Consider the following 18,344-nt stretch of genomic DNA (forward strand, 5'->3'; position numbering starts at 1 on the left):
TCCCCGCGCGGCTCCCCCAAGCCGCGGCGCACCCGTAGTCCCGTACCCCCTCGACCCCCGCGACCGTCAAGAGACGGCCACCGCCCGAGAATTGGAGCTTCCGTGTCGACGGCACCCGAAGTCGCCACGCACGTCCCCGTGGCCGACGCGGCCCACCCCGCCGTAGGAGCGGCCACCGCCCTGCTGGACGCCTACACCCCCGGCGACCGCTTCCTCGCCACCCCCACCCGCACGCTGCTCGGGTACGGCACCCACACCGAGGTGCCGCACGGCGACGCGCCGCTGAACCAACGGGTGGACCGGACGCTGACCGCCGCCCGCGACGCCGGCCACCCCGCGCCCGTCGTGATCGGCGCGGTGCCCTTCGACCAGACCGCGCCCGCCGCGCTCGCCGTCCCCCGGGACCTGCGCCAGGCGCCGCCGCTCACCGCGGACCCGCTGATCGCGCTGCCCACCGAGACGCCGCGCGCCGCGGACTGGGAGATACGCCCGGTCCCCGCGCCGGAGGAGTACGGGGCGGGCGTGGCCCGCGCGGTGAAGCGGATGTGGGACGGCGAGTTCAGCAAGGTCGTACTGGCCCGCACCCTCGAACTCTCCTCCCGGGAACCGCTCGACACCCCCGCCATGCTCCAGCGCCTGGCCCGCCGCGACCCCTCCGGCTACACCTTCGCGCTGCCCACCGGCCCGGCCCGCACGCTGCTCGGTGCCAGCCCGGAGCTGCTGGTGTCCCGCCGCGGCGACCGGCTCGTGGCCAACCCGCTGGCCGGTTCCACGCCGCGCAGCGACGACCTCGCCGAGGACGTCCGCCGCGCCGCCGCGCTCCTCCAGTCGGCCAAGGACCTGCACGAACACGCCGTCGTCGTGGACGCCGTGCACCAGGCCCTGGCCCCGTACTGCGCGACGATCGAGGTTCCCGCGACGCCCACCCTCGTTCGCACCGCCACGATGTGGCATTTGTCGACGACGGTCACCGGCACCCTCGCCGCGCCGGAGACCTCCGCGCTGGAACTGGGCATGGCGCTGCACCCGACCCCCGCCGTCTGCGGCACGCCCACCGACCTCGCGCGCGAGGTCATAGAAGAGACGGAGCCGTTCGACCGGGGCTTCTTCACCGGCATGATCGGCTGGGGAGACGCCGACGGCAACGGCGAGTGGGTCGTCACCATCCGCTGTGCCGAGGCCGAGGAGCGGCGGCTGCGCCTGTACGCGGGGGCGGGGATCGTCGCCGCGTCCGAGCCGGAGGCGGAGACCGCCGAGACCGCCGCCAAGTTCCGCACGTTCCTGAGCGCGGTCGGGGCCGAGCTGTGACGGCGACCGAGACCGACGACTCTCCCGCGCCAGTGACCGTGACCGACGACTCTCCCGCGCCAGTGGCCTCCCCTGTGCCGGAAACCCCTCTCGTACCAGAGACTTCTCCCGTGACTGACGCACCAACTGTTACCCACGCATCGACTGCCACCGAAGCATCGGCCGTGCCCGACGCCTCGTCCGCCACCGGCGCCACCCCGGCGTCCGGCGCCGCCGTCGACCCCAAGGACCTCGCGCCCACCTGGCCCGACGAGTTCGCCGAGCGCTACCGCGCCGCCGGCTGGTGGCGCGGCGAGACCTTCGGCGGGATGCTCCGCGACCGCGCCGCCGCACACCCGGACCGGATCGCCATCGTGGACCCGGCCGGCGACCGCCGCTGGAGCTACGCCGAACTGGACCGGCGGGCCGACCGCCTGGCCGCCGGGTTCCTGGCGCGCGGCATCGCCAAGGGCGACAAGGTGGTGGTCCAGCTCCCGAACGTCGCCGAGTTCTTCGAGGTGATCTTCGCGCTGTTCCGGATCGGCGCGCTGCCGGTCTTCGCGCTGCCCGCGCACCGCGAGACGGAGATCCGCTACTTCTGCTCGTTCACCGAGGCCGCCGGGTACGTCATCCCGGACGAGCACGGCGGTTACGACTACCGGGCGCTCGCCGCGTCCGTACGGGCCGAGGTCCCCACCCTGCGGCACGTCTTCGTCGTCGGCGACCCGGGCGAGCGGGACGGCTTCGAGGCGCTGGCCGACGTCGCCACCGAACCGGTGACGATCGACGGGCCCGCCCCGGACGACCTGGCCTTCCTCCAGCTCTCCGGCGGCAGCACCGGCATCCCCAAACTGATCCCGCGCACCCACGACGACTACATCTACTCGCTGTGGGGCTCCAACGAGCACTGCGCTGTGGACGAAGACAGTGTCTACCTGTGCGCGCTGCCCGCCGCGCACAACTTCCCGCTGTCCTCGCCGGGTTCGCTGGGCGCCCTGTACGCCGGGGCACGCGTGGTGCTCAGCCCGGCGCCCACGCCCGATGTCGCCTTCCCCCTCATCGAGCGGGAGCGCGTCACCATCACGGGCGTGGTGCCGCCGGTCGCCCTGATCTGGACGGAGGCCGCGGCCAACACCACCGCCGACCTGAGCAGCCTGGAAGTGCTGCTGGTGGGCGGCGCCAAGTTCAGCGAGGAGGCGGCCCGCCGGGTGCGGCCCGCGCTCGGCTGCACCCTCCAGCAGGTCTTCGGCATGGCCGAGGGGCTCGTCAACTACACGCGGCTGGACGACCCCGAGGAGATCATCGTCACCACCCAGGGGCGGCCCATCTCCCCGGACGACGAGGTCCGCGTCGTGGACGACGAGGACAACGACCTGCCCGTCGGCGAGACCGGCCACCTCCTGACCCGCGGCCCGTACACCATCCGCGGCTACTGGAACGCCCCCGAGCACAACGCCCGCTCCTTCACCGAGGACGGCTTCTACCGCACCGGCGACATCGTGCGGCTCACGCCGACCGGGCACCTGGTCGTCGAGGGCCGCGCCAAGGACCAGATCAACCGGGGCGGCGAGAAGGTCGCGGCCGAGGAGATCGAGAACCACCTCCTGGCCCACCCCTCCGTGCACGACGCCAACGTCGTCGCCGAGCCCGACCCCTACCTCGGCGAACGCACCTGCGCCTACGTCATCCTGCGCGAGGGCGCCGAGCCGCTGAAGCCGATCGCCGTCAAGAAGTTCGTCCGCGAACGCGGGCTGGCCGCCTACAAGGTGCCCGACCGCGTGGTGTTCGTGGACGCCTTCCCGCAGACCGGCGTCGGCAAGATCTCCAAGAAGGACCTGCGCGCCGAATCCGCCCGGGCGGCCGGGGGCCCGTCCCCGTCCTCCTGAGCTGCCGCGGAACGGGGGCGGGGAGCCCGCGTCGTCGCCCGCCGCCTTGACGGCGCCGCGGCCGGCGGCTCGTTCCCGCCCCCGTACGCCCGCCCCGTCCCCCCTCCCACCCTCACCCGATCCGTACGAAGGACCCCGCACCATGGCCCTCCCCGCCGTCGCCCCGTATCCGATGCCGGCCCCCGCCGACCTGCCCGCGAACCGGGTCGACTGGACGGTGGACCCCGACCGGGCCGTCCTGCTCGTCCACGACCTGCAAAACCACTTCCTGACGGCGTACGACACCCAGGCGTCCCCGATCACCGAACTCCTCGCCAACGTCGCCACGCTCAAGAAGGAGGCCGGCCGCCTGGGCGTCCCCGTCCTGTACACCGCCCAGCCCGGCGGCCAGACCCCCGAACAGCGCGGCCTCCAGCAGGACTTCTGGGGCCCCGGCCTGCCCGCCGACCCGCACGCCGAGGCGATCGCCGAGGCCGTCGCCCCCGGGCCGGACGACGCCGTCGTCACCAAGTGGAAGTACAGCGGGTTCGTCCGCACCGACCTCGCGGACCGGCTCCGCGAGATGGGCCGCGACCAGCTCGTCATCACCGGCGTCTACGCCCACATCGGCGTCCTGATGACCGCCGCCGACGCCTGGATGCGCGACCTGCGCGCCTTCGTCGTCGCCGACGCGGTCGCCGACTTCTCCGCCGAGGAGCACGCGATGGCGCTGCGGTGGGCCGCGGGGCGGTGCGCGGTGGTCACGACCACGGAGGGTGTCTTCGCGGGGAAGTGAGGGGGCGGGGAAAGGATTCCTCCTCGCGAACGGAACAAAGGGGGAGTGAGGGGCCGGGTCCGCAAGCGGGCCCGCCCGTCCGCCGACGCGCCGCCGTCCCGGGCCGCGAGACCGTCCGGGGACGGCGGCGCATCGGCTTGCGGTGCCCGGCCGCCGCTGCTAGCCATGGGTCGGGGCTTCGCGCGTACGGAGCGCGTTGCCCGGGGCGCCGCCCACCGAACCGACGCCATATGAGGCGGTCTTGGCCTGGACGGTGGAGACCGTGGGCGGGGCCCGTCCCGCCGCCCGAGGGGGCGCGGCGCGAACGGGGAGAACGCCATGGCGACGCGAAGCCGATTGATCGCCGACCGATACCGCCTGGCCAGAAGGCTCGGTGTGGTCGAGGGCAGAACACTGTGGCTCGCCCGGGACGAGGATCTGGGTGACGACGTGACGCTCACGGAATTCCCGCCGCCCTCCCACGCCGGGGCCCCGGACCCGGCCGGGCACAGCGCCCGCGTACGGGCCTGGGCCGAGGACGTCGGCCGGCTGCGGGAACACCCTGGCATCGTCGGTGTGTACGGGGCGGTCGAACACGAGGGAACGCCGTGGGTGGTGACGGCGCACGTTCCCGAGGCCGTCGATCTGTGGACCCGCGTGCGGCGCACGGGCGGACTGCCGCCGGAGGAGATCGGCCGCGTCGCCTCGGCGATCCTGGACGCGTTGTCGGCCGGCCACCACATGGGCGTCCTCCACCGCGCGCTCAGCCCGTCCGCGGTGCTGCTCGCTCCGGACCCGGAAGGCGGTCCGTACGGGCGGGTGCTGCTCACCGGTTACGGCATGGGGCCGGGACCGGGTGCCGAGGAGGACGTCGCGGACGACACACCCGAGCGGGCGACCGCCCTCGGCTTCCGCGCGCCCGAGTGCGTGCGCTCGTCGGCGCACGCCGCGTCCCCGGCGAGCGATCTCTTCTCCTTGGGGGCCGTGCTGTATGCCGCCGCCGAGGGGCACGGGCCGTTCGCCGGGCGGGACGCCCGCACGGTGGAGGAGGCGCTGCTGCACGCCACTCCCGCGCCGCCGGAGCGGGCGGGTGAACTGGCGTCTTTGATCCGGCAATTGCTGATCAAGGACCCCATGCGGCGGGCGACGGCCGGAACGGTGCGGCGCGCGCTCGACGAGGCGCGGGGGGACCTCGGAGCGGGGCCGCCGGACGAGCCGGCGGGCCCGAAGGCACCAGGCCCTGAACCGCCGCGTCAGGGGCCGCAGGTGACCCACGTCCCGGCCGAATCGGCATCTGAAGGCCCGGACGAGGCACCTGACGCAGCCACCGCCACGGCCCCCGGGCCGATACTGCCGACGGACCGAACGGATACGGCCACCGGCCCCTGGTGGCGGCGCGGACGCCGGCGGTTGGCGGTTTTGCTCGCCGCCGTGGCAGTTGTCGTGCTGGGTGGCGGTGCGGCGGCGGTGGCGGTTTTCGTCGTCGGGGATTCCGACGGGTCCGGCGACGGGACCGGTGAGGGCAAGGCCCCGGCGGCTTCCCGCTCCGCGTCGTCCCCCGCCGGGGGAAGCGGTTTCCCGTACGGGTCCACGGTCGGGCTCACCACGGCGCTCACGCCCGGCGACTGCCTGCGGGCGGTGTGGACCGGGGCCGTCCTGAAGTCGGTGCCGAACGTGGGCGTGGTGGACTGCGTACGCGAGGAGACCAACGCCCAGGTCGTGGCGACCCTCGCGTTCCCCGACGCCCGGAGCGCCCGCGACCAGGCACCGGCCCAGTGCACCCAGCAGGCCGCGTCCGTCGCCGGACGGCTTCCGGACGCCGGGACGTACGCGCTGGTCCCGACCGACGAGGGGTTCGCCGCGGCCCGCCGCAGCGCCGCGTGCCTGGTGGCCGGGCGGCACATCCCCTTCAACGGGGAGGTCGGGCGCTTCCGGGACACCGGCATCGACCTCAACCTCCAGCAGATGTCGGTGGGTGACTGCTGGACGTACAAGGAAGCGCCGGAAAAGACCTTCAAGGCGCTCCTGGGGCCCTGCACGCAGCCGCACACCGACCAGGTCGTGGGATTCGTGCGGGCGCCGAGCGGTATGAGCGACAAGAAGACGCTGGAGACCGCCAACGATCTGTGCGGCAACCGGTTCGGCGCGGCCTGGGCGCCAGGCGGCGACCGCGCCCTGGCCGGGCACGTCGTCACCGGCGACTGGTGGAACGCCGGGTTCCGCGAGGTGATCTGCACGGTCGGACGGTCGGACGGCAAGAGCACCGGCGAGGTCTTCCGGCCCGTCGGGTCGACGGATGCGACGCAGCGCTGAGGGGCGCCCGCGCGTCCGGCGGAGCACTCCGTCGAAGGAACGGCAACGGGGGCGGCGCACAGCGCGTCCCACGAGGGCACCAAGAACAACGAACGGGGGACGGAATGGACAAGACGGCCGGGCAGGACCCGGGCCACAGCGACGCCACGCGGTTGCTGTGCGTCGCCGCTTACGTCGATGCCGCGTTCCGGCGCCAGGTGATCGAGGAACTGGTGGAGCACGAGGAGCGCCCGGTCGCCCCGTCCATCGGCTGCGACATCGTCCCCGTCCTCGCCCACGCCTTGCGCGCCCGTCGCGGGGAGGCGCTGGCCGGGCTGGGCGCCGCGGTGGTGTGGGGCGGCTTCGCCGCCGCGGCCGCGCACTACGCGGCCGACGGCTACGGGGTGCGCGGCACGGCGTTGGCCGCGATTGTCTACGCCTCGGCGAGCGCGGTCATGTGGCAGGAACGCTCCTTGGTGCAGGGGCACGGCGTCTACGACTGGGGCCGCGCCGCCAGGAACCGGGGCAGACCACCCGCGGGCCCCTACCGGCTGGGCCGCCTGCTGCCGGTCCTGCCGCGGGCAGTGCTCCTGTGGTACTGGGCGGTGACAGTCACACTCGTGGTCCGTCCTGAAGCCCGGTGGTCCGCGCTCGTCTTCCCGCTGGTGTTGGTGGTGCCGGTGGCAACCCACCAGGTGTGGGTGGACAGGGTGCTGCGGAAGGAACTGAGCCGCGAGGCGTTCGCGCGGGCGGGACGCCGTCCGCTGCCGGACACCCGCCGCTACCGGCGGCTGCGTGAGGCCATCGACCGCGAGCAGTTCTCCCCGCTGGCCGTCTACGCGCCCGCCCGGCCGCTGGTGGGCTTCGGCCTGACCTACGACGCTTGGTCCTTCGCGCTGGAACTGGAGCCCAAGAAGAGGCAGGAGGACGGCACCGCTCCGGCAGCGCCCGCCCGTCTGACCAACCGCGAGGTGCTGGACCTGATCCGCCCCCAAGTGGCGGGGCTGCGGGCGCCGGGCGCGGTGCCCGGCCGGGACCGGCTTCGGCAATTGAGGGTGGACGAGTTCGTGTGCCTGCCCGCCCGGACGGCACGCGACATGGCGACGAGCGCGGGCGGCGTCGGACGGAACGCGCGGGACCCGGCGCTGCGCGAGCCCGACCGCCTCCGGGAGACCCTGCGCCGGGCGGTCGACGACGACGGCGAGGGGCGGCGCCACTTCCTGCGGGTGCGGGTCGACTCCTGGGACGGCCAACTCATGGTGACCGTCCTGGTCCGGGTGCACACGCAGGGCGGCATGCTGGTGCTGGAGGTGACGCCGTTCGTGCTGCCACCGGTGCGGGAGCACTACGAAGTGCTGGCCGACGCCGCGTCACGTCGCGGCCGGGAGCCGGTCGGCGCCGCGCTCCGCGCCCTGGCGTCCGGTCCGGCCTCCTCGTTCGCGGCCCTGCTGGCGCTCCCGCTCACCGTGGCTGTTTCGTGCCGGACGTGGCTGTCCCGCCCCGCCCACGAACCTCCGGACGGGCCCCTGCTCTCGGTCCGAGAACTGGGCAGCGCCGAGCAGGTGACGCTCTTCCACGAGATGGACGTCAGCCGCTACGTCAAGACGGTGCAGGACCGGATCGCCCACGGCGTCCTGGAGGTGCTGCGCGCCAAGGGCTACGACACCGGCGAGTTCGAGCAGCAGATCGTCAACGTGGAGCGCGGCGGCATCTTCGTCGGGGCCATGAGCGGCGGCGTCGCCTCCACCGGCGAGCGGGCCACCATCACCCAGCAGGGAGGGGAGCATCGTGGACGCGGTGGACGGAGCTAGCCGGGCGACGGCGGACGGAGCCGGCCGGGGCGCCGCGGACCATGGGCGGCCCGGTGACCGGGAACGACCCGCGGAGAGCCCGGACCACGGGCGCGGTCCGCTCGGTGGAAGCGAACGGACCGCGGACGACGCCCGGCGAACGGTGCCGGCGGGCGGCATTCAGGTAGGCGGTTCGGTGACCGGCGGGGTGCTCAGCACCGGACCGGATGCCCGGATCACCTACCGCGTCGCTGTCGAAGCGCCGGACGCGGAGCGGCTGCTGGCCGCCGTCCGCGCGCTGCGGGAAGCCCTGCGCCCGGACGGACCTGTCGTCGCAGGAGCCGCGCGCGGCCCCGCCGTGCCCGTGCCCGGGGTGCCGGACGCGGAAGGTGCGGACGACGCGGACGACGCGGATGACGCGGGGGAGGGCGGGGCCTCCGACGACCTCACCGCCCTGGACGACGAACTCGCGGCGGCCGAGGCGGAGGCCGAACGGACCGGTGACCTGGCCCCCGAGCGCCGGCGCCGGCTGCGGGACCGGCTGGAGCTGGGAGCGACCGCCCTCGCGGCGAGCGCTTCGGTGGCGGCGCTGGCGGAGTCGCTGGCGCATCTCCTATAGGAGCGTCGGTCTGGGGCGCGTCACCTTGAGGAGCGTCGGTTTGGGGCGCGTCACCTTGAGGAGCGTCGGTCTGAGTCGCGTCACCTTGAGGAGCGTGAGCCTGGGGCGCGTCACCTTGAGGTGCGTGAGCCGTAAGCCCACGCGTGGACGCATCGGTCGCGAGCCATCGCGACGGAGACGCGTCAGCCGCAAGCCGTCACCAAAGGCCACGCCGCCACGAGCGGCCTACGCACCCCCACCTCGCGGCCCCCAGGCCACCCGGTCCGCGCGGGCCGCTCGGCGGCCGAGTCTTCCGCGGGCCACCTGGACGGCCAGGCTGTCCATGATGATGCGGCTGCTCATCAGGGCCGTCTGCTCGGCCCAGTCGTAGGGGGGCGAGCACTCGACGACCTCAATGCCCGCGAGCCCCGGTTCGGAGACCAGCCGGATCAGGTTGAGCGCCTCCCGGGGCAGCAGGCCGCCGGGTTCCGGCCAGCCGGTGCCGGGGACGAAGCCGGCGTCGAGCACGTCGATGTCGAAGGACAGGTACACCGCCGAGGCGTCCTTCCACGCCACCTCCAGGGCGGTTTCCGCCACCTTCTCCACCCCGACGCGTTCCACGTCGTTGACGGTGATGATCGTGGTGCCGCGCTCCCGGCCGACCTTCACGCCGGGGCGGGGGGCCTGCCAGCCGCCGATGCCGATCTGGACGAGGTTGGTGGCCGGGGCGTTCGGGATGTTGTTGGCGTGGAACCACGGCGTGGTGTTCATCCGCTCGTCCAGGTCGGTCTCCTGGGTGTCCACGTGCCGGTCGAAGTGGATGATGCCGATGTTGCCGCCGACGTGCGGCGCCATGCCGCGGACCGTCGGGAAACCGATGGAGTGGTCGCCGCCGATGACGACGGGGATCACGCCCTGGCTCACCACGTGGGCCATGGCCTGGCTGATCTGGTCGAAGGACTTCTCGATGTTGCCGGGGATGGTGAACACGTCCCCGATGTCGACCAGGTTGAGCTGCTCGCGCAGATCCACGCCGAGTTCGTAGCAGTAGGTGCCGAACAGGTTCGTGCACCGTCTGATGCCGCGCGGGCCGAAGCGGGTGCCGGGCCGGTACGTCGCGCCGGAGTCCAGCGGCACGCCGAAGACGGCCACCTCCGCGTCGCCGATCTCGCGCACGTCCTCGACGAACGGGCACTTCAGGAAGGTCCCCGTCTCGCCGGCGAAGTGCGGGAGTTCACCGCGGGCGAAGGTGGGGATCGTCCGGTCGGTGAGGGTGGGCGCTCCCGGCAGCCCGTGGGCGAGGGAACGTTCGGTCTCCTCCTCGCGCCGGAAGGTGGCGAGCCGGGCCTCGCGCCGCTGCGCCCAGGAACCCTCGCGGTTCACCAGGACGGAGCCGTCGCCGTCGGGGTCGGCACCGATGTCGTCGGGGTGCGCGGTGATGCCGTCGGGATCGGGGGTGTTGCCGTCCCGGGCCGTGGCGTGGGGGGTGTCGCGGTCGCTCATGGCTGACCTCCGGGGAAGCTACCCGTCCGCGGGCCGGGACCCGCGGGGAGACGCCCTGATCCGCTCGGCGTCGTCCGCCGCGCCCCGCGTCCGGCCGGCGCCCAGGTCCTGTCGGAAAGTGGCGCTGTCCGTATCGGTCCGTGCTCTCGTGCCCCGTCCTTCCATTCGGGCACCGCGACGGCCACCCCGCAACTTCGCCTCGCGACGGCCGCCACGTGCACCGCCCGGCTCACGGAGCGTGGCCACCGCCGGACGGCATGGCGGTCCGGGGACGGGCCGTTCCTGCCATCGGTGTGGCAGTCGTCATGGGCGGTTTCTGCCGTCGGGTTGGCAGTCGTCATGGGCGGTTTCTGCCGTCGGGTTGGCAGTCGTCATGGGCGGTTCCTGCCATTGGGGTGGCAGTCATTACGTGCCGTTCCTGCCACCCGGGGTGGCAGCAGTCGCGGGCCGTTCCAGCCACCGGTCAGGCGACGGTCACGGGCCGTTCCTGCCATCGGGTCGGCAGTCGTTACGGGCGGTTTCTGCCGTCGGGGTGGCAGTCATTACGGGCCGTTCCCGCCACCCGGGCTGGCAGCCGTCACGCACCGTTCCCGCCACCGGGCCGGCAGCCGTCACGGGCCGTCCCTGCCATCGGACAGGCACCCGTCACCGACCCGTTCCGGCCGCGACGCCGCCCATATTCCTACCTGTCGGCACCTTGATCGGACAGTGAGACTGGCGTGATGGCGCGTCCACGACACGGCTCTTACACCCCAGGAGAATGATCGGTAGCTTCAGATCTTGTTCTGGCCGAACCACACAGAACCACGCAGTCGAGTGCCGCGGTGGAGCGATGCGCGCAGGAACGCCGCACACCGGCCCGACTGTTCCTTACTGGTGTCCCTTTCTGGCTGACCGACCCGAGAGATTCCGGAGGCGACCAGCATGTGTAGGATCTTCGGCTCCTTCGCCGCCAAATCCACCGGCGCCGAGCTGGCCACGGTGTCCGCGCGGCAGCGCCACGGCGGCCCCGACGCCCGCGGACTGCGCACTGGACAGGGGTGGGCCCTGGGCTGCGACCGGCTCGCCGTCACCGACCCCGCACGCGGCAGCCAGCCTTATCGGCTGCGCACCGCGCCCGGCATCGTGGCCGTGCTCAACGGCGAGATCTACAACCATCGTGAGCTGCGCCGGCGTCTGACCGTCCGGGGGCACCGCTTCCCGGACGCCTGCGACGGCACCTTGTTGCCCGCCCTGTACGCCGAGTACGGCCCGGCCTTCGCCGAACATCTCGACGGGATGTTCGCCATCGCCGTGATCGACCTGCGGTCCGGGCCACGGCTCGTCCTGGCCGTCGATGACATGGGCATGAAACCCCTGCACTACCACGTGTCCCCCGACGGTGCCGTGCGCTTCGCCTCCGAGATCCCCGCGCTGCTCGCCTTCGACGGCGTACCGGGCGATCCGCGCGAGGAAGCGCTCGACACCGTTCTCGCCACCGGAACGCCCTTCGGCACCGAGACGGCGCTGCGCGGCATCCGGATCCTGCCACCCGGCGCCACCGCCGTGGCAGTTTCCGGCGAGGGGTTGCGGGTACGTCGCCGGGCGCCGCGCGCGGGGGAGGCGGTCGCCTTACGGGAGACGGACGGCACGGATGGCACGGACGCGCACGGCGTGCGCGAGACGCTGGCCCACGAGGTGCGGCGGTTGCTGCGCGCCGACGTCCCGGTGTGCGCCGTCACCAGCGGCGGCCTGGACTCCGGCCTGGTCACGGCGCTGGCCGCCCGGGAGGCCAGGGAGGCCGGCACCGGGCCGCTGCACACCTTCCACCTGACCTACCGCGGGCGCTGGCCGTACGCCGAACACGGCTTCGCGCGCTCCGTCGCCCGGCAGTCCCGCACCGTCCACCACCAGGTGGAGGTCAAGCCGGCGGACCTGGCGACCCTGCTCACCCGCACGGTCGCCCGGCTCGGCCAGCCGCACGCCGATCCGGTCGCGCTGAGCACGTACGCGCTGTTCCGCGCGGTGCGCGAGGCCGGGTTCACCGTCGCACTGACCGGTGACGGCGCGGACGAACTCTTCGGCGGTTACGAACGGGTGCGCGCCGCGTGCGCCGCCCCTGCCGACGCCGACTGGGCCGCCACGTACGCCGACGCCCTGTCCGCCGTCCCCCGGTTGCTCCGCTCCTGGCTCTACACCCCCGCCTACCGCGCGTTCATCGCCGAACGCGGCTCGGCCAGCGACCGGATCACCGCCGAACTGCGGGCCGCCCGCGGCGACCGGCTCACCGCGCTCACCGCCTTCGAGACCCGGTGGCGGCTGCCCGCCTACCACCTGCGGCGCGTCGACCACCTGAGCATGGCGTGGGCGGTGGAGGCCCGGTTGCCCTTCTGCCAGCCCTCGGTGGCCGCGCTCGCGGGCCGGCTGCCGAACGCCGCCCGCACGGGCAAACGCGCGCTGTACGAGGCCGGGACGGGCCTGTTGCCGAACACCGTGCTGCACCGCCCGCAACAGCCGTTCACCCTCCCGCTGACCGCCATGATGGCGCCCGGCGGCCCGCTCTTGCCGACGGTGCGCGAACTCCTCGCCCCGTCCCGGCTCGCGCGCGACGGACGCCTGTACCCCGACCGCGTCCAGACGCTGCTGAACCGCCAGGCCACCAACCCGTCGGACGCCAACGCCCTGACACTGTGGGCACTGGCCGTCCACGAGCTGTGGTCAGAGGTCGTACACGGGCTGCGGAGGCCGGTGGAACAGGCGGCGTGAGGAAGGCCCGGTCGTAAGAGGCGCGAGGGCGGGGCTGCCTGAGGGGGCCCGGTCGCAAGGCGCGCGAGGGCGGGGCTGCCTGAGGGGGCCCGGTCGCAAGGCGCGCGAGGGCGGGGCTGCTTGAGGGAGGCCCGGTCGTAAGACGCGTGGGCACGGGGCTGCCTGAGGGAGGCCCGGTCGCAAGACACGCGAGGGCGGGGCTGCCTGGGGGCGGCGCCCGCCCGGTCGTTCGGGCGATCGAGTCGTCCGGCGGTGGAACCATGTGGCCGTCGGAATCAACGGGCCGTGGCCCCGCCCGCGCACCGGGGCCGTCGGGCCGGCCGTCTTTCAGACGTGCCGGCCCTTCCGCCGTCCGGGCGCTGGGCGACGCGGGTGGTGGGCGTGCCGGTATGAGGGGTCGGCCTTCCGGGGTGGGAATTCCCGCGGCCGGTGGTAACGGCCCGCCCTGGGGCGCGGACGGTCAGTCCAGCCAGCCCAGCCGCGTCGCGCGTACGCCCGCCTCGAAGCGGCTCGACGCGCCGAGCGCCTGCATGATCTCGGAGAGCATCCGGCTGACCGTGCGCAGCGAGACGCCCAGGTTCCGGGCGATCTTCTCGTCCTTCATCCCGCACGCCAGCATCCGCAGGGCGGCGTGCTGCTGCTCGGAGAGGCCGTCGCCGCCCTTCTCCGGATGCGACACCTCGCCGTACGGCGTGGAGGTGTGCCAGCAGTACTCGTACAGCGCGAGGTAGGAGCGTACGAGCGCGGGTTCGCGGGTGTGGATGGCGCCGCGGTCGGGGCGGGCGGGATCGAGGGGAATCACGGCCCGGTGGTGGTCGACGATGACCATGTGCATCGGGATGACCGGCGACAGCCGGATCTCCACGCCCAGTTCCGCCCGATGGTCGAAGAAGGCGGCCTGGCCGGGCAGGGAGGTGAAGCGCTGGTGATAGATCGTCCGCAGCCGTACGCCCTTCGCCAGATGGCGCCGGTCGCGGTCCAGCGCCCGCTCCGGGGATTCCCGGTCCAGCGTGCTGGGGCACATGGCGGCGATCTCGTGCTGGACGGTGTTCGAGATGTCCTGGAGGACCTGCCGTATGCGGTCGCGGTCCGTGAGGAGTTCGACCTCCATCTCGGAGCGGGCGAGGGAGTCGGCCCGCAGGAACCGTTCGGCGAGGCTCTTGAGTGTGCTGTACGAGCGATCGGCCTCCGCGAGGTGGCTCTGCAGCCTCCGCTGCTCCCGCTGGAGCAGTCGCAGCAGGGCCGTCTCAGGGTCGATGACCGCCACGTGCTCCGTCCCGGTCACGGACGGAGCGCCGTTCTTGGCGGCGGGGCGGTCGGTGCGTTTGGCGCGGGCGGAGGTGATGAGTCCAAGGGCCATCAGTTCGGCCCGACATCGCTCCCGTTCGTCGGGGCTGAGCCCCATCTCGGCGACGACTTGGTCGTAACCGGAGTCCCCGCGCGCGCGAAGCTCCTGATAGAGGGTGAGGGTTAAGTCGGACGAGCGCGCACGCGTGATGCTGCCGGCGTTGCTCACGGCGTAGTGCCCCCCTTGCACGTGTTGGGCATGTCGCCTCCCATCACACCTCAGTCACAGATGAGAGGCGACGGTTCCGCCGTCGTTGATCCACTTTGTGACCCACGTCACACTCTTGTGTCAGGGGGGAATAGGAGTTCGGAGCAAAGGAGTTGCCCTCTGGGCAAGGCTGCCGGAGGTGTGTCGCGATCGGCTCGGGGGTGAGGTGTGGTTGGCCTCCGGGGCCGCGTGTGTCCGGCCGCGGGGGTGCCTCGTCGCTCGCGGTCAGCAGGTGCCGGAGCAGCACTCAAGGGCCGGCATCGGATGCGCCTCCGAGCGGTCGTCGGGGTGGCGGCTCAGGTCGGCAATTGCCCGCAAGGGGCGGGTGAGCCGGGTCCCGGAACCCTGGAATCCGTGACAGCGGAAAAACCCGACAGCCGGGTCCTTTTCGCTGAGCAGCGTCACGGCCTGGGTTTCCGCGTCGTACTCCCGCTGCTGCTCCGTGAGTGCCGCGAGCAAAAGGCTGCCGACGCAATTTCCGCGCCGCTGCGGCGACACGCACAGCCGGTACACCTCGCCCGCACCGGGGAGGGGCACGCCTCCCGCCGCCGCCCCGATCACCGTCCCGTCCGGCGTGGTGGCCACCAGCCAGCCCAGCCAGCCGGGAGCGCCGCCCGGAATTCCGGTTTCCGCCTGGATTCGGGGAAGTGAGCACTCGGCCACCAGGCGCTGGACGGCCGTCCCTTCGAGCAGGCCCGTGTAGCTGCCGCGGACGCACTCCGCGATCAGCCGGGATATCGCGCCTGCCATGGCAGGTCGCGCCGGCTGCACCTCGACGGGATGCATGGGTTCGCTACCTCTTTTCAGCGGGGTTTCTTCCAATGGTCTTCGCTCCGCCTTCGCTCCCACAGTAACCGGAAGTCGTGTGGACGTGATGGGTTCGAATAGCTGAGTCCGTACGGGAATTGCATTTTCGGTCGGGCATTTCCGCCATCGCGTCCAAAAGCCGACGCACCGTTCCTGCCTGCCCGCCCGTCCGCGTACGGGCCGCCAGTGGCAATCGCGGGGACGAAGTGCCGTGCACCGGGCTCCGCCATATCGGTGGAGAAATGGCGGATTCCGCGGTGTTTCTCGGGGAATTGGGGACGCGCGAGGCCGATTCCGGCCCCCGCGGGGGCCGTCGCGCCGTGCGGCGGCGTGGTTCCTCCTTGGTGGGTGGGCCAGGGGCTGGGGGTGGCGCCGGGGCGGGTTGGGGGGCGGAAGGGGCATGTATACCCCAGGGGTGTATGGGCCACAAGCTCTTTTCCCGCGCTTGGCAACATACCCCCGGCGGTATGTTGTCGCTCGTGCTCCGGCAGCCGGTCCGCCGGGCCCCACCCCCAGCGCAGAGGACTACGTCATGAACACGAGAGCCAGGATCGCCCTCTACGCCGCCGCGTTGGCCGCCACGTTCGGTGTCGCGTACGGCGTCGGCCGGGCCGCGGGCCCCGCCTCCGACGACGCGCCGGCGGAGCGGCGGGACGACCACGAGCGGGAACGGCGCGAGCGGGAATAGAGCGAAGGGCGCACCCATGAGGGCGCCAAGGGCCACCGGGCCGCGGACCGCGCCGCCCAGGGCGCCGGGGCCGCCCCGAGCGACTTCCGGATGCCGGGCGGCGGTTGCCTCCTCGCCCTCGGAAGGGGCTGAAGGGCGAAGGGCCCGGGCGATGCCCCGGAAGGAGCTGGGCGATGCCTCGTAAGGACCTGAGGGCCACCGGTCCGCGGCATCCGCGTACCGCTGCGGACCACCGAGGTCCGGCCCACCGCGAGGGGTAACGTGGCTTTCACCAAAAGTGATGTACCGGTACCGGTTCTCCACCGAGCCGGAATGGCGCCCTGGGGAGAGGTGGGGATATGGAACGCGTACGGGGAGCGCTCCGCGAAGCCATGAAGATCAAGGGACTGCGCGGGGCCGCCATCGTCGACTACTACAGCCGCGTCATCTTGGGCGCCATCGACGCGGGAGCCAAATTCGACCTGCACACGGCCGGCACCGGGGACACCGACGTCGTACGGGCCAAGCTGCGCACGCTGGAAAGCCTCGGCTACCCGCTGGACAGCATCGAGGACATCCTGATCACGCTCACCGACGAACACCACCTGATCCGCCCGGTGATGCAGCGCAGACTGCAGGGCATCTTCATCTACCTGGTGCTGGACCGCGACGAGAGCGAACTGCGCTCCGTACGCGAACGGCTGCGCGCCATCGAAGCCGACCTGGAGCTCTGAGCGGGCGCGGAGGCCGGTGCCGTGTGAGCGCGGAGGCCGGTGCCGCCACCGCGCGGGAGCCCGGCCCCGGTGAACACGAGGGGCCGGGCTCGGACGAGTCCGGGGAGGCCGGTGCGACGGGACGGCTGCCCCCGTGTGTTCGCCGGCGAGCGGGTCCCGGCGCCAGATCCTCAGCGCCCCCGGGACGCGGGCAGCAGGACCGAGGAGTCCGGCTCGCCCCCGACCGCGAACCCGCCCACGGCACACCGCCGTTCCAGGTCCAGGACGGTCACCCGGCCGGTCTCCAGCTCGCTGACGTAGGCGAGCGGCGCGTGCGGGTGCAGGGACACGGCCGAGGGCATCCCGTCGAGGCGAACCGTCGCGACTCGGCGCAGCCTCGCGTCGAGCAGGGTCACGGTGCGGTGGACGATGTCGGTGACGAGCAGCAGCCCGGCCGCCGCGGGCCCGGCGGCGTACACCCGCAGGGGATCGCCGCCCTCGGTGTCGTAGGTCCCGGTCACCGCCAGCGTCTCGGCGTCCATGGCGAGAACCGTCCCGGCGCCCCGCACACCGACGTACAGGGTCCGTCCGTCGTGCCCCAGGCACAGGCCTTCCGGCCGGGGGCCGGGGGCGGCCGTCACCGGCCGGGCCGCGGGGTCGTGGGGCCGCACCAGGCTGACGGTGCCGGAGTCGAGCCCGGTGACGTACGCCCGTTCACCGTCCCGCGAGACGGCGCACAGATGGGTCTTGGCGCCGCCGGTCCGGACGACGTGGGAGGGCGCGGTGGCGGTGCGCGGCTCGTCGTAGCCGAGGAGGACGGCGTCCGTCTCGGCGAGCGCGTACAGGCGGTCGTGCCGGTCGACGGCCATGCCGTGGACGCGCCGGAACGGGCCGGTGCCGAGGGAGCGTACGAGCCGCCGCGCGCGCAGGTCGACCATCCACACGCCGGTGCCGCCCGGCCCCGCGTCCCCGGACATCCGCACGCCGTAGTGGCCGACGTAGGCGTACCGGCGGCGGGAGTCGGCGACAATCTCGTGCGGGTAGCGCTCCAGCGGGACGCGGGCCAGGAGGCGCCCGGAGGACGTGTCGTGGAACGCGAGGGCGTGGCCGCTCTTCTGCACGACGGCCAGGACGTCGGACCCGCCGCCGCCCGCCATGCCGTGCGACGCCGCGGGGGACGCGCCCGGCAGCCCCCGCGCTCCGCCGCCCTCGGCCCGCGCCTGCCACCCGCCGCCGAGCGCGGCGGCCCCCGCCGCGAGCCCGCCGATCAGCGTCCGCCGCGCCACCCGCCCCGGCCGCGCCGCTTCCGTCTCCTCCACCGCCCGTCTCATACCGTCCCCACCGAACCGCACCGCGCCGTCATACGAGGCCCCTCCACGAAACTGCCATGCCGGGTCGCGGGCTTGCCCGATCACCGGTTTGCCGGATCCCGGGTTCACGGGCTGCCGGATCGCCGAACTGCCAGGCTGCCGCCCGTACTCCGGAGCACCGAACACCGAACATCGAACCCTGAACAGGATCACGATGCCGCAGCGGACCCCGCCGTGCCCAGAGCCTTTTCCGCCCCACGCGCCACTCAGGCACCTCGGCTCGGTGTACGGACGGCGGGCGGACGGTGCTGCCAGGGCGGTGGCGTTATCGGGACGGTGGTGCTGCCAGGGCGGTGGCGTTATCGGGACGGTGGTGCTGCCAGGGCGGTGGCGTTATCGGGACGGTGGTGCTGCCAGGGCGGTGGCGTTATCGGGAC

Annotated in this window: 13 protein-coding genes; 9 read left to right on the forward strand and 4 right to left on the reverse strand. The window is 73.2% G+C overall.

From position 1 onward, the window contains the following. Positions 1-102: 102 nt before the first annotated feature. The 6 genes from dhbC (at position 103) to ABZX96_RS19615 (ending at position 8,628) form a co-directional block, all read left to right on the forward strand. Positions 103-1,308 (forward strand): isochorismate synthase DhbC, encoded by a 1,206-nt coding sequence (gene dhbC, locus ABZX96_RS19590; protein WP_355546001.1) that lies wholly within the window; start codon positions 103-105, stop codon positions 1,306-1,308. 110 nt (positions 1,309-1,418) lie between these two features. Further along, a complete protein-coding gene (locus ABZX96_RS19595; protein ID WP_355546003.1) occupies positions 1,419-3,173 on the forward strand; it encodes a (2,3-dihydroxybenzoyl)adenylate synthase in 1,755 nt (584 codons plus the stop codon). A 142-nt stretch (positions 3,174-3,315) separates the two neighbouring features. After that, entirely contained in the window at positions 3,316-3,948 is a 633-nt protein-coding gene (locus ABZX96_RS19600) for an isochorismatase family protein (protein ID WP_355546005.1), read from the forward strand. A gap of 318 nt (positions 3,949-4,266) precedes the next feature. Beyond that, entirely contained in the window at positions 4,267-6,240 is a 1,974-nt protein-coding gene (locus ABZX96_RS19605) for a protein kinase (protein ID WP_355546007.1), read from the forward strand. A gap of 104 nt (positions 6,241-6,344) precedes the next feature. Further along, a complete protein-coding gene (locus tag ABZX96_RS19610) occupies positions 6,345-8,030 on the forward strand; it encodes a hypothetical protein (protein WP_355546009.1) in 1,686 nt (561 codons plus the stop codon). Between the two features lie 175 nt (positions 8,031-8,205). Further along, positions 8,206-8,628: a hypothetical protein gene (locus ABZX96_RS19615; protein ID WP_355546011.1), complete on the forward strand. Its 423-nt coding sequence runs from the start codon at positions 8,206-8,208 to the stop codon at positions 8,626-8,628. Between the two features lie 225 nt (positions 8,629-8,853). Here ABZX96_RS19615 and ABZX96_RS19620 read toward each other — a convergent pair whose 3' ends face one another. Continuing rightward, positions 8,854-10,110: an agmatinase family protein gene (locus ABZX96_RS19620; protein WP_355546013.1), complete on the reverse strand. Its 1,257-nt coding sequence runs from the start codon at positions 10,108-10,110 to the stop codon at positions 8,854-8,856. Positions 10,111-11,034: 924 nt separating this feature from the next. Here ABZX96_RS19620 and asnB point away from each other — a divergent pair. Continuing rightward, a complete protein-coding gene (gene asnB, locus ABZX96_RS19625) occupies positions 11,035-12,855 on the forward strand; it encodes an asparagine synthase (glutamine-hydrolyzing) (RefSeq protein ID WP_355546015.1) in 1,821 nt (606 codons plus the stop codon). A 460-nt stretch (positions 12,856-13,315) separates the two neighbouring features. On the opposite strand, the gene ABZX96_RS19630 is transcribed toward asnB, so the two are convergent. Further along, positions 13,316-14,371 carry a helix-turn-helix transcriptional regulator gene (locus tag ABZX96_RS19630; RefSeq protein WP_355546017.1) on the reverse strand — a complete coding sequence of 352 codons (1,056 nt, stop codon included), beginning with the start codon at positions 14,369-14,371 and terminating at the stop codon, positions 13,316-13,318. A gap of 264 nt (positions 14,372-14,635) precedes the next feature. Continuing rightward, positions 14,636-15,232: a GNAT family N-acetyltransferase gene (locus tag ABZX96_RS19635; RefSeq protein ID WP_355546019.1), complete on the reverse strand. Its 597-nt coding sequence runs from the start codon at positions 15,230-15,232 to the stop codon at positions 14,636-14,638. A 517-nt stretch (positions 15,233-15,749) separates the two neighbouring features. Here ABZX96_RS19635 and ABZX96_RS19640 point away from each other — a divergent pair. Both ABZX96_RS19640 and ABZX96_RS19645 read left to right on the forward strand, forming a co-directional pair. Further along, a complete protein-coding gene (locus ABZX96_RS19640; RefSeq protein ID WP_355546021.1) occupies positions 15,750-15,905 on the forward strand; it encodes a hypothetical protein in 156 nt (51 codons plus the stop codon). A gap of 338 nt (positions 15,906-16,243) precedes the next feature. Then, positions 16,244-16,618, forward strand: a complete 375-nt coding sequence (locus ABZX96_RS19645; protein ID WP_355546023.1) for a hypothetical protein — start codon at positions 16,244-16,246, stop codon at positions 16,616-16,618. Positions 16,619-16,788: 170 nt separating this feature from the next. On the opposite strand, the gene ABZX96_RS19650 is transcribed toward ABZX96_RS19645, so the two are convergent. Continuing rightward, positions 16,789-17,916 carry a YncE family protein gene (locus ABZX96_RS19650; RefSeq protein WP_355546025.1) on the reverse strand — a complete coding sequence of 376 codons (1,128 nt, stop codon included), beginning with the start codon at positions 17,914-17,916 and terminating at the stop codon, positions 16,789-16,791. Positions 17,917-18,344: the final 428 nt, after the last annotated feature.

It is taken from the genome of Streptomyces sp. NPDC003077 (genome assembly GCF_040611095.1).
GTDB lineage: Bacteria > Actinomycetota > Actinomycetes > Streptomycetales > Streptomycetaceae > Streptomyces.